At 44.8% G+C, this 13227-nt stretch carries 11 protein-coding genes; 2 read left to right on the top strand and 9 right to left on the bottom strand.

What is annotated here, in order from left to right; translation table 11 throughout:
- Positions 1-46: 46 nt before the first annotated feature.
- Together purU and NK638_RS06725 are read right to left on the bottom strand one after the other, a co-directional pair.
- Complete coding sequence (gene purU, locus NK638_RS06730) at positions 47-976, bottom strand: formyltetrahydrofolate deformylase (RefSeq protein ID WP_238063009.1); 930 nt, start codon at positions 974-976, stop codon at positions 47-49.
- A gap of 200 nt (positions 977-1176) precedes the next feature.
- Positions 1177-6861 carry a beta strand repeat-containing protein gene (locus NK638_RS06725; protein ID WP_274632405.1) on the bottom strand — a complete coding sequence of 1895 codons (5685 nt, stop codon included), beginning with the start codon at positions 6859-6861 and terminating at the stop codon, positions 1177-1179.
- Between the two features lie 486 nt (positions 6862-7347).
- Here NK638_RS06725 and rpmB point away from each other — a divergent pair, with 486 nt between their 5' ends.
- Together rpmB and rpmG are read left to right on the top strand one after the other, a co-directional pair.
- Positions 7348-7584, top strand: a complete 237-nt coding sequence (gene rpmB, locus NK638_RS06720) for a 50S ribosomal protein L28 (RefSeq protein WP_075100488.1) — start codon at positions 7348-7350, stop codon at positions 7582-7584.
- A 38-nt stretch (positions 7585-7622) separates the two neighbouring features.
- Positions 7623-7778: a 50S ribosomal protein L33 gene (gene rpmG / locus NK638_RS06715; protein ID WP_075100487.1), complete on the top strand. Its 156-nt coding sequence runs from the start codon at positions 7623-7625 to the stop codon at positions 7776-7778.
- 177 nt (positions 7779-7955) lie between these two features.
- Here rpmG and NK638_RS06710 read toward each other — a convergent pair whose 3' ends face one another.
- From NK638_RS06710 to NK638_RS06680, 7 genes are all read right to left on the bottom strand, one after another.
- The gene (locus tag NK638_RS06710; RefSeq protein WP_192996055.1) at positions 7956-8267 is read right to left on the bottom strand and encodes a hypothetical protein; all 312 of its coding nucleotides are present in this window, start codon (positions 8265-8267) and stop codon (positions 7956-7958) included.
- A gap of 188 nt (positions 8268-8455) precedes the next feature.
- A complete protein-coding gene (locus NK638_RS06705) occupies positions 8456-8767 on the bottom strand; it encodes a hypothetical protein (protein ID WP_100749968.1) in 312 nt (103 codons plus the stop codon).
- A gap of 176 nt (positions 8768-8943) precedes the next feature.
- On the bottom strand, positions 8944-9303 hold the full coding sequence (locus NK638_RS06700) for a hypothetical protein (RefSeq protein ID WP_274632404.1): 360 nt from the start codon (positions 9301-9303) through the stop codon (positions 8944-8946).
- Between the two features lie 66 nt (positions 9304-9369).
- Positions 9370-10062 (bottom strand): ribulose-phosphate 3-epimerase, encoded by a 693-nt coding sequence (rpe, locus tag NK638_RS06695; RefSeq protein WP_274632403.1) that lies wholly within the window; start codon positions 10060-10062, stop codon positions 9370-9372.
- Between the two features lie 54 nt (positions 10063-10116).
- The gene (locus tag NK638_RS12465; RefSeq protein WP_342454257.1) at positions 10117-10371 is read right to left on the bottom strand and encodes a TIGR03643 family protein; all 255 of its coding nucleotides are present in this window, start codon (positions 10369-10371) and stop codon (positions 10117-10119) included.
- 265 nt (positions 10372-10636) lie between these two features.
- Positions 10637-11527, bottom strand: a complete 891-nt coding sequence (gene fghA / locus NK638_RS06685) for an S-formylglutathione hydrolase (RefSeq protein ID WP_105244044.1) — start codon at positions 11525-11527, stop codon at positions 10637-10639.
- 94 nt (positions 11528-11621) lie between these two features.
- Positions 11622-13091 (bottom strand): C13 family peptidase, encoded by a 1470-nt coding sequence (locus NK638_RS06680; RefSeq protein ID WP_274632401.1) that lies wholly within the window; start codon positions 13089-13091, stop codon positions 11622-11624.
- Positions 13092-13227: the final 136 nt, after the last annotated feature.

The raw sequence follows: 13227 nt of genomic DNA, 5'->3' as shown, positions 1-13227 counted from the left end.
TTTTTTACTGACTTACAGTGATTTCAGCACTATTTAATTAAATACCTTAATTAAACACCACGGTTTTATTACCCGCTACAATCACGCGGTTTTGTACATGCCAGTTGACTGCACGTGCCAAGACATTGCGCTCGATATCACGGCCAATAGCGCGCAGCTCCGCCACGCCCTGACGATGGGTGACGCGGTGTACGTCTTGCTCGATGATAGGCCCTTGATCGAGCTCGGCGGTGACATAGTGCGCTGTTGCGCCGATAAGTTTGACACCTTTGTCATAAGCCTGACGATAAGGATCTGCACCGACAAACGCTGGCAAAAATGAGTGATGGATATTAATCACCTGCATCGGCCAGCGTTTGACAAAATCGGACGACAATATCTGCATATAACGCGCCAATACCAATAAGTCATTGCCTGCCATCAGCGTATGAATCTGCTCTTCGGCATCTGCTTTGTTGTCCTTCGTCACCGGTACATGATGAAAAGTGATGCCAAAGTTTTCTACCGCTTGGCGCAGGTCAGGATGGTTGCTGACCACACACGTAATATCACAATCGAGCAAGCCGCGCTGATGACGCCATAACAAGTCCAATAACGCATGATCGAACTTTGACACCAAGATACCGACCTTGGTCTTGATGGCATTGTTGTGTAGCCGCCACGTCATGTTGTGGCGCTTAGCAACCGTATGCGCAAAACTGGCCTCAAAGTTATCCATAATTTCGCTCAAGCCTGCCAACGCAAACTCTAAGCGCATAAAGTACTGCCCGCCCTCATGCGCGGTGGAGTATTGATCTAAGGTGATGATATTCGCGCCATAGCGATGGATAAATTCAGATACCGCTTGCACGATGCCCGCTTGGTCGCGGCACTTAATGAGTAGCGTCGCGGTATCAATAACATCAGTAGATAGTACATTTTGAGAAGTTTTGCTCGACTTTATGCTTGCTGTAGCAGTCGTGGTATTGTCTGACATAGTGCGCCCAATTAAAAATGAAACGTAGCCTGCCATCAGTTAAAAGTATTCTGATGGCATAGCAAATCGGCTATTTTAATAGATTTTGCAAAAATTTGCTGAGCGAGTTGGTTGTTTTTGGTTATTAGGATTATAAATGCAAAAACCCCCAACGCGGGGTTGGGGGTTTTGTAAAGCGTAACCTCAAAGATATAACATTTTTAGTTAACTTTTAATACTCTAGAAAAACCGAACCCATTATTACTTACATTAATAGTTGAACCAAGCTCAAATGCTTTATTAAAGTCTATAATATAAGTATTAAAGCCTGTACTCGGAGTATTGGCCGTACCCTGACCGTCAATAGTGACGTTATAATTTGGTGAATAAGGCGATAAAGTTACTCTAGTATTTGTTGTATTCTCATTAATAGTAACACTCATACTATTTGTACAAGTCGCACCACCATCGCCAAACGGACTGGTATTACCAATCCAAGGTGTTATCAGGTCTGAACCATTAATGGATAAGTCACTTTCAGAAGTGGGCAATTGATAATTAATACTTTGCGTATTCTCACTACCATTTAAGAACGTGGTAGCATCAAAACGTACTTTCACCCAGTTTGAATAGCGTAGTGGATAGCGAATCTCAAAGTCTGCACGGCCTTCATCATCTGTAACAAACGAATAACCATCATCTGAGAGCGTACCACCAATGATAGTCACGGGATTGATAGCTTCGAGTGTACCATTAGCATTCTTATCTTCATTTAAGAAAGGATCAGGATCTCTATCTAAAGTATAGTTATAATTAGCATCTTCTGTAGGGTACCAATCAGAACGTAGTGGTACTGGCGTTTTTTCAGAGAATACTTGAGGCTCAGGTGTAGTGGTTTGAATCACATTGCCAAATTCATCAAGCTCATCGATATCAGCAGCTTGATAAGTCGTTGTACTATTTAATAAACAATATACGCCTTGAGCATATTCCGTTGCATAAGACTTAATTGATACCTCCTGATTCGGGACAGCACGACCAGAGCCATCCATGACTGATATTGAGCCACGTACCGTATAGTAAATATCATCAGAAGATAACTTATTAGCGAATGCTAAAGTAGTATAGACCGCTTCTTCTGAGACAGTAATATTAGTGGTCTTACTACCGATATTGGCATCATCTTGCAATAAGCGTGCGTTGATAACCACACCGCCGATAGGCGAGCTGGCATTGGCTTTATACACTACTCGCGCCTCACCTCTACTATCTGTTACTGCTGTTGCAGCCGATAAGCGGCCCGCTGAAGAATCTGCCGCACGACTAAAGACCACCGTTTGCCCTTCGACGGGTACATCATTTTCATCTTTGACTGTCGCGACAACTTCGGTGCTACCACCTGGCGTAATCACTGATCTTACCGCTTGGAACAGTATCTTAGCTGGTGTAGTGGCTCTAAAACGCGTATCCACGGTTGTTTGATACTTGAGCTGACCGTTATTCATCTCACCAAGTACCGTCGCCTGCAATACTGCTGTGCCAGCAAGTGGAGAGCTCAGTACGACTGGAACTGTAATAATATTACCTTGAATATTCGCAGCTGTTATCGCTTGGGTCGAGATGACATCATTGTTCGCAAACGTTCCAATCGTTGTTTGTACTTCTAAGAGCTTACCAATAAGTGCATTCGCCTCAGCTACAGAGTTAGTGCGAATCTGTATATTAATATTCTGAGCCATATTAACATCGTAAACATCTTCAATATCGATGAAGCTAATACCCGCTTGCGACACCTTAACCAAATCAATGCTACTGGTACTACGCTGCGTGGTCAGCTCTCGCTCACCCACTGCTCTCACAAAAACACGTAAGTTACCATTGCTATCAAAGCTCAAATCACTTTCGTTGACTGTAAAGCTAGCTTTACCCTCTGAATCGGTGGTCGCGGTTGCATCACTAGCGATAAGGTTGCCGTCAGTATCAATAAGCTCTACTTTAGCATTTGCAATCGCAAGTCCCGTCCCATCAGTTAAAGTAGAAGACAGGGTGGTTGTACTATTATCTTTGAGATTTTTTTCAGATGCTGTAAGGGTGAGTGTTGTGCCAATTGCAGATAAGCTCAGAGACTTTTGTTCACGCACCTGCATATTGACAGTACCATCTATATCATATTGCGGCGTGACGATTTTGGCATTAATCACGACACTATGATTAAGGCGAGCATTGATACTATTAGCTGCTAACAATACACCCACATCAACCCGACCACTATTATCGCTTACAACTGTGCTCGATGTGGTCAATGCTGCTCCGCTTGACTCTAGGTTTTCGATGCTTAACTGTACTGGCACACCTGAGAGAATCCCACCGTTATTATCTGTTACGATGAATGAAGCTTGGGTCTGGTCGCCACCTGTAGTCAATGTTGGTTTATCAGATGACGCGATTAGCTGGTAGCTCTCAATTGTAGACGTATCCACTGCTACAATGTAGTTTTGCTCCAATTTAACATTGTCAGCTGTAGTAGTAGTCGCAGTTAATCGAATACCTGACTCTAACGTCGCTTGGTTAACATTGGCACCATTTTCAAGAGTCAAATCAAAAGTCGCTACACCATCGCTGTTAGTGACTGCTGTGCCTTGGCTGACTGTCACGCCTGTACCAATAGGGTCGTTGACATTTAGAGCGACGGTACGACCTGCAATACTCTTGTCGTCTTTAGCAACGCGTACGAATACTTTGAATGTATCCCCTTTAGTATTGACGACTTTATTTGCGCCAACAGTGAGACTTTCAGTTGTACCTGTTGGTATATTGGTACGGACAGTACTCGTCTGCGTCACAATGTTCCCACTACTATCAGCTGCTGATAATGCCACAATAAAACTTGTACCTAATGCAGTCTTTTGGTCTTCGGTTAAGTTGTTTGGTACTGCTAGAGTAAATACAGCCTTACCTGAATCATCAGTAGTCTGACTGCCACCTGTAACTAGTGTAACGCCCTTACTTGCAATAGATGCAGGCAGTGCAAGAAATACTTTTTGTCCGCTAATCACATTGCCTTTGTTATCTTTTGCTATCACTTCAACCTGTGTTTCACCACCATTTAGGTTTAAAGCACTTACTGGATTACCCTGTAAAGAGATAGCCGCTGTCATAGACTGAACTTTGACATTGACTTGTTGTTGCTTGCCAGTCAATGTCTCTGTCAAAGTAGCGGTCAATACTTGCTTGCTAAGCGCTTCTTTTTGCTCATCATTCAAGTTATTTGGAACTACCACATTAAAGCTAACCAAACCATTAGCATCTGTACTAGCAGTGATATTTGATGACCCAAGCTGACCATTTACTGTGAGCAGGCTTGCTAATTGTGGATTATCAAATACCAACTTCACTGTTTGATTGGTAATTTGCTCACCTGAGAATTCATTGTTTAGCTGTGCTTGGATAGTAGCATTACTGCCCACATTGTTTAGAATATATCCTGCTTGATTATCGATGTTATTGGTGGCATTTAAAATATCTAAACTAACGTTAGGCGTAGTGATTTTCACTTTCTGTATTTCTGATTTATAAGAAACATTGTTTTCAACATACGTTAGCTGATAGTTGATACCAGTATTCTTCAAATCCTCTCGCTGTGCAGCTGTCAAACCTTCAGGCACATTGACAGCAAAAACAACCTCGCCATTAAAGTCTGTAGTCGCTGTACTCTGAGTCGTTGTAACACCGTACTCTAGTGCTTTTGCGCCTAGCTGGATAGTGACTGTTTTATCTCTGACCGGCTGAGCAGTACTTTCTTTAGAAGTCAATCTTACGCCAATATTACCGCTACCACCCAGCTCACTAATTGATGGCGTTGTGATAGAAGCAAACTGTATACTTGTTACTGGTTGCTCAACTTTTACTGTCTGAATGATTTTGGACTGAGTACCATCTTCATCAGTCAATACCGCTGTGTAGGCGATACCTGTTTTTATTAATTGATCACGCTGTGCTTGTGTTAGGTTTTGACTGATACGAACGGTAAACTCTGCCACGCCATTGCTATTTGTGGTTTGTTCGTTACCTTGAATGGTAATACCTGTCGTAAAGCCTTCGTTAATAACAAGCTTAACTGTGCGTCCTACAGCAGCGCTGCCATCTTTACGCTTACCTAGAATTTGCAACTTAAACTGCTCATCTAGTATATTCGCAATTGCAGGTACGCTTTGCGCAGTCAATGTAATATCGCTTTGTCCGATATCTGACCCTATACGGATACTTTCACTGCTGGCAGTACTTGGTACTCCCGACGCTTCTGTTATATTTGCAGACAATACAAAACTACCTGCCTTTTCAAGCTGGGCTTTTTGTGACACAGTCAAGTTATTAGGCACCCGTACCGTATAGCTAACTTCACCTTTAGCATTGGTCGTCTGCTCTGAGTTGTTCTCTAGAGTTAGTAGACCTGCAGACGCTAGGCTTGCTGGTAAACTTGCTATTACTTTTTGCCCTTCAACTACACCACCGCGGCTATCATTAACACGGAAGCTGATCACTGCACTACCACCTGAACTCGATAGCTCTTTTTTGCTACTTTCGTTGAAGTTAATTTTGTATTTCGCAGTTGGAACAATGACTACACTAGAAGAGCTTACTGTTGACGTCGAACGGTTTGGTTCTGTGAGCACGACAGTGTAGCTAATACCCTTTTCTGCAAGCTCTTGACGTTCATCGGCACTCAACGCCGATGATATGGTTAATGCTACTGTCGCTTGACCATTAGCATCTAATACTAACTGTTCACTTGCTAGGCTGACACCTTCAAAGGCATCATTTAGCTTGATTGTTGCCTTTGCACTGTCAATTTGAGTAGTGACATTTGTATTTTTAGGGGAGGCGGTAATAGTAAGCTGCTGTGTATCACCATAAGCACTAAGCTGCGTTGCATTTCCTGCAACTTTTAAATCATAGTCTGAAACAGGCAATGCAACAGGGAGCTCGCCAGATATGAGCTTAGTGGCCCCACTATTTTCTTTGATATTGATAGCATATACGATACCTTGAAGCAGTTTATTACGAGTCGCTGCAGGCAAATTGCTATCGATCTTAAGATTAAAAGTAGCAACACCTTTGGCATCAGTCATTTGGCTAGCAGTATCGACAGAGACACCCTCTATCTGAGTGAGTCCGAGACCAACCTCAACATCAGGAGCCAGCGCCCCTTTTTCATTTTTCAGCTGCACACTGATTACTGCCGTATCGCCATAAGGGTTCAGCTTATTATTAGAGACAGAGCTGGTATCAAGACTTTGAGTAACACTCAGTTTACTTTCAGTGACCTGAGTACCATCTCCACTTCCCTCTCTACTAACAGAAACTTTTAACTCCTGCGGTGCAACAGCTGTGCCATCGGCTTTATTAGCAGTAGCTATCAACGTAAAGCCATTTTCGATTAACGCTTCTTTATTCGCAACTGCTTGTGGATTCAACTTTAATGTATATACTGCATTACCATCGCTATCAGTGGTTTGAGTACTTTGACCTTCAATAGTGATACCGTTAGTTTCAGAATCCACTACTTTTAAAGTAACTGCTTTGCCGATCATTGCACCACCTGAGCCCACCTCAGCAGCTTTCACTGTTACATTAAAAATAGCCTGCTCATCAGATAGCTCGATGATAGTAGGCGATGTGCTAAGCTTCTGTAAAAAGAAATCAGGCTCAACTTCTGGTGTCTGCTCACCGCCACTATCACTACCATTATTTTCGCCAGGTTGCTGAACCCCTAAGTCGGGCGCTGGTGCAACAGAGTCTACGGTGTCACCATCACCGCCTCCACCACAACCTGCTAACGCTAGCGCGCACGTCAAAGAAGTGAGCTGAAAGAGTTTAGAAGAAAGAGGTAATGAACTATATGACATATTTGGAACTCCGCATCGGCAGTAATTTATTCGCGCAAATAAGCAAAACATCATTGTCTAGAATCATGACAGACTGATAATGATACATAGAATTACAGTAAGGTTGGTTGTATTAACAGATTGTATTAAATATATAACAGCAACTTTACTGACTTTTGTTATAACTTACAACTAAAAAATGAATTTTTACTATTAAATAATCAACAACATAGACAGCTCATTTCAAGGTATAATAGCTACCCTTTAGACCGACGATAATCACAAAAATATTTGAGTATTCATCTGTTTTATGGTATAAATGTCGGCTTTAAAATTTTCTGAATTGGTGGGTCTGTTATTTGCCTTTAGTAACAGTCATATCAGCTCAACCTTCATATAGTTTTGTTTGGTGCAAAGCTGCCGCTTGCTGTGTCCATGCCGCAAAAACGCGCAACTTGCCCAGACTGGTATGAGAATCCCTCATGCCTCATAGATTAGGAGTTCGCCATGTCTCGAGTTTGCCAAGTGACTGGAAAGCGCCCTATGGTGGGTAATAATGTTTCGCACGCAAACAACAAAACCCGTCGTCGCTTTCTACCAAACCTTCACAACCATCGTTTTTGGGTAGAGTCAGAAAACCGTTTTGTACGTCTACGTGTGTCTACCAAAGGTATGCGCATCATCGACAAAGTTGGTATTGATAAAGTGTTAGCAGATTTGCGCGCACAAGGTCAAAAAGTTTAAGCCACGCGCTTATCACCACCATCTAAAGGAAAGCTATCATGAGAGATAAAATCAAATTAGTATCGACTGCTGGTACTGGCTATTATTACACCACGACCAAAAACAAGCGCACGATGCCTGGCAAAATGGAGATCAAAAAATATGATCCTAAAGTCCGCCAGCACGTAATCTTTAAAGAAGCAAAAATCAAATAATACAGCAATGCTGATTATTTAAATACAAAAAAGGGCTTATCGATTGATAAGCCCTTCTTTTGTCTGTTTTATCTGCTACTTTTTTCTACTGTCACTCGCATGGCGCTTTGGCCGTAGTTTTTCAGCTGACTATCTGTCTATAGTACATCGACCAGCTTAGTGCAGTACACCAGCCAACTAGCTATAGTGCGCCGGCTCTTTGTCATAGACATGGGCGTGCCACTGGCTCATTTGTTTTTGCATGATCACCTGAATGGCAGCATGAATCATATGCTGACCTATCGCCTGCGTATCACTGCCGAGGATGTCTTTGAGTTTTTCAGAAAAATCAATGGTCATGAGCGGTGCTTCATTTTGCTCAGCATCACGTAGTAGCAGTCGCCCATCATCGGCCTCTACCAGCTCAAGCGTGGTTTCTCTTCCAAATCCTGCGAATTGATCGCTATTCTCGTTATCTACTTCTATCTCATTATCGATGTCGTATGGCATTCATGTGTTCCTTATTGTCCCGTGATGAAGTACTGGCAAAATACGTCGCGTCTGGCCACGTGATTACGCTAAGTAATACGGGTAAAACTGTCTTATGCATACAATGGACGCTTTGGCCCTGAAATTCAAGGGCTGTCACGTAAGTCTTCTATTCTAGAGTCCGCTTTTGTGTCAAGTATTTGCGCTGATCAGCGCCAGTAGCGCAGTTTTGCTAAGGTAAATAAGAAAGCGACAAACATACCCAGATAATACATGAGCTTGAGCTCAAGCGATGGGTCACGGTATTTAAATGGCAAGGCAACCGTCGCTGTCGCCGTAGGAAATATCAGCAGCATCAGTAGCCAGTTTTCGATGACATTGAGCCAGCTTTGCAAGTCGGTGCCATGACGTAAGGATGACAGCCCAAGCAGCAGACAAGCCACTATCAGGATGATAAACAAACTGTTGGGTAAGTCTTTGGGAAAAATAAGATCGAAGATTTTATCAGAAGGTTTTGACATGCAAGCGTCCAGTCACGCCCAAACAGCGTGACGTATTTATGAATGAAAAAAAAGTAAGCAGTCACAAAAGGGTGAATTGCACTCATACACACTAACCTGTCCTCATAACAGGGTATTTGATATGTACGATACGAAAAACCCCTTAGTTTGTGCAGTATAGCGAGGCATATAACACCTTAACTATAAGTCCCCATCAGCCACAGCATGGCCACGCACGCGGTCAGCCAGCCAAGCGTTAAGGCATTACGAGTTTCGATATGCATACCTTTGACTTTGTTAAGCAGGCGCGAACCCAGCCAAAAAAACAGCGGAATACCCAGCACAAAGGTTGGGACGATGACCGCTGCATGGCGCAGCACCGTCTCTACATCCTCACCGAGCATCAGCCGAAAGCCATAACCGGCTAAGCTGAGTACAAGCGCAAATACAGCAAGACCAATGGTAATACCTTTAGGCACCAAGCTGCGCTGTCGCGGCACGCGGCTATTTACAGAATCAGGCGGCACCGATGCGTGTGGCGGTTTGTTTGTGTTCATATGTTACCTTTTTACCTTTGTAGGGCGCTCACGCTCACAGCAGCCGTGAGCCGTACCCCATCTCAGCTATGCACTCGCGTTGGCCAATGCCAGCTCTGCACGCATGGCGTCGATTGCAGCTTTATAATCTGGCTGATTAAATATCGCCGAGCCTGCGACAAACATATCAGCGCCCGCTTCAGCGATCGCACGGATATTGCTGGCCTTGACGCCGCCATCTACTTCAAGCCTGATATCACGGCCACTGGTGATGATGCGCTGACGCACTTCACGCACCTTGCCCAGCGTACTGTCGATAAACGACTGACCGCCAAACCCTGGGTTGACACTCATTAGCAGGATTTGATCGACCTTATCCATCACGTAATCTAAGTAATGTAAGGGCGTTGCTGGGTTTAATACCAAACCGCACTCAGCGCCGCTATCTTTGATCAGCTGCAAAGAGCGGTCGATATGCGCGCTGGCTTCTGGGTGAAAGGTAATGATACTGGCTCCTGCGTCCAAAAACTGCTCAATCATACCATCGACAGGTGACACCATCAGATGCACATCGATAGGGGCATCGATGCCATAATCACGTAGCGCTTTACAGATCATGCTACCAAACGTTAAGTTGGGTACGTAGTGATTGTCCATGACATCAAAATGAATGACATCAGCACCAGCCTCTAATACCTTTTCGACCTCTTCACCAAGTCTGGCAAAGTCAGCCGATAAGATAGAAGGCGCAATAAGATAAGGCTTAGAAGGACTGCTCATAAATAAACTACCTGATTGATGATTGTATAAAAATAACAAGGCTAAAAACCACAGCTAACGCGGCTTGTATTGCGTTTTGCAATAAGCGCGTCCTACGCTAAAGGAGCGTTTGGCGTCATGTTTGGTAGCACGGCAGCTGACACGCCGACGCCATAGGCGAAAAGACGACGGTTTTAGCGTGTGACGCATCAGCTTAATAACTGCTGTCTCATTTAGACCATAACCATGCTCTATCGCTGAAAATGGCGTCCTATCCTCCCACGCCATCTCTATCACGCGTGATATCTGCGTCTCATCTAGCACGCTCAGACTACTACCTGTATGCTGAGGACAGGGCTGCGGATCAGTTGACGCCCGCTTACCACGTTGCTTGTTTTGTAAGGCGGCAATCATATCAGCGCGCATGATGGTAAGCGAGGGTGAAGCACAAGCAGCCTGCGATATAGCAGGCCTGGAAGTCATGATATCTTGATAACTTGCCATCATATTTTAACCTTAATAAACATAAGCAATCTACCGTACAGCACCTATATGAAAGCCTACGCACAAAAAACAGCTCGGGACAAACAAGCCACTAGCCAAACTGCGCCATACGCCAATGGTGCTCGATATGATCATTAATAAAAGTTTGGATAAAGTAATAGCTATGGTCATGCCCTGCTTGATAACGTAATGTTAAGGGCTGTTTGGCTTTTTCACAAGCGTCAAGCAACTTATTGGTCTGTAATTGGCCATCTGCCAAAAAATTGTCCGCCGCGCCTTGATCGACCAAAATACTTGTATACTGCTGACCGACTTTTTCTATCGTTTTTGCTGCATCTGCTTGCGCCCACTGCGCTTTATCATCACCAAAGTACTCTGTAAAAGCAGCCTCGCCCCATGCCGACTCGCTGGCGGCGCATACTGGCGACAGCGCTGATACGCTGACAAACTTACTCGGGAATTTAAACCCCAATAGCAGTGCCCCATGACCACCCATCGAGTGCCCTGTCACACCGATGCTATCGATAGGAAACTCTGAGCGCAGTAAGTCATATAGCTCATCTACGATATAACTTTGCATATTAAAATGCTCGGACCACGGTGCCTGTGCAGCATCGACATAGTAGCTGGCGCCCTGCCCGACAAAATAACGCTCATCATTTGGCACATCCACCGACTCACTACTTCTCGGCGAGGTGTCTGGCGCGATAAATATCATCCCAAGCTCGCTGCATTTTTGTTGAAAATGCGCTTTGTGCGTGACGTTATCGGCATTACACGTCAAACCTGATAAATACAAAACAGCTGGACAGCGGCGACCTGCAAGCGCCTCATCTGGCAAGTAGATACTAAATGTCATCGCAGTCTTTGTCGCTGTCGACTGATGGCTATAATAGTGCTGCTCGCCATCAAAACAGCGATTGACACTAAGCTGCGTGAGCTGTGAGCTGGCAGAGAGGCTATGATGATAGGAGTTATTCATAAGTCAGATCCTTTCTATTTAAGATAAAATACTGGTCAAATATATGACGCTTAACGAGAGAATACATGGGCCATGCTGTTTTATATTGATAAGATCAACGTATCTCATCAATAGCGGCGACTGCTGGACGGGCAGAGTTTTTAGGTGCGGTATCGATGCCAGCCCTCTCTATAATGCGTGCCACTGGCGGCCGCGTTTTATCAAACAGCACTTGCTCAAAGGCTGGCAGCGCCGTTTCCATTAGACTACCGATGGCCATTTGCGGTTCAGAGGGTTCAAAGCCCATCAGGTTTTCGCGCTCACTAACCCGCCGCCTTGCGTCTTTAAAGGCCGCCGCAAAGCTGGTATTGCTACGCAAGCTCTCGGCAAAAAACGCCTGCCCAAAGTAAGTCATCTCAGCGGTGTTGGTACAACCAAACGACATCTTGTCAGCAGCTGAGGCGGTAATCACCACTGTAGTCGGCGACGCCAGCTCGTCGATAAACGAGCCAGAATAACAGGCAGACACCACAATCACTCGCCAGCGAATACCAGACGCATCCAGTGCCTCACGCAGCCATGCCGCGTCGAGGTTTTCCATGGCGAGCGGCGGGTTGGCCAATTGTATCAGGTCTTCGGTGCCGTGTGATGAGAGCGTCATAAACAGCACATCTTCATCGGTATTCATCTGTTGGCCAATTTTTTTTAGCCCGCGCAAGATACTGGTCTTGGTCGCCACCGGCTCATCTAGCCAGCTATAAGTATTATTAATCAAAGCAAGCGAGCGACCACTGGTACCAAACCGCACATCAAACAGCTCACGGACTTTATTGATCTCCGAGCGAAATACATTTTGCTCAGAAAACCCCGCCACACCCATAAAATACCAGTCGGTTTTGCCTGTGATACCCGGATCGATACTGTTTAGAGCGTTTTGGAGCAAACGCGGCTGCTTATAGAGCGCCGCCTCCTCTAGCACAGGCTCGATAGAGATTTGTTTAAATATTGGCTGATCAGCGACGTTACGCTGCCAGATAGTCAAAAGCGCCACCGCACCGAGCAGCACAAGGATACGCTCCCACCACGGAATACGCAGACGCCGCGAAAATATCCAAAGCAGTGCCAGTGTCTGCCACAAAAAAAGCAGCAAAAATAAAATAGGTAAAAACGAATAGCTCCAGTCAGGTAGCCAGCCGTGACTGCCCAAAAACTGTACCAAGCTTTGTAGCAGCGCCGATAACGTATCCGCGACCAGCCATAGCACCACGGGCACAAACACCAAGGCTTGATTGCTCTCTCGCCGTGCCAAGATGATACCACCGAGCAAAATAATCATCGGCCAAATAAGATAGCTGACCAGTCCTTGCTCATTAAACACGCTGCCATTTTCGGCTGCCAGCCACGAAAACAGCACATTACTGCCCAGCGCCAATAGCGCAAAAACAGCAAACTGTATAAACGTAGGCTTGACCCAAGAAAACGCCCGCGTTGAGCCTACTAGCATCCATAAGGTTGCAATGATATTGGCCGCGAAATTGAGCGAAAAACGCTGAAGCGATACGGTTTTTAACGACGCAAGTGACAAAGACTTAGACCTCTAGCCAGTCGAGAGAAATAATGCAAATCAAGGATAGCACGCTTTACTGTCAGTGCCATGATTGAATGTTCAACACGCCCTAATGTTTGTACGGTGTACCGGCAGCAGTTTTATCCCTAATTGA

This window comes from Psychrobacter sp. A3 (assembly GCF_028823565.1).
Classification (GTDB): Bacteria; Pseudomonadota; Gammaproteobacteria; order Pseudomonadales; family Moraxellaceae; genus Psychrobacter; species Psychrobacter celer.
This window is presented reverse-complemented; position numbering and strand designations above follow the sequence as displayed.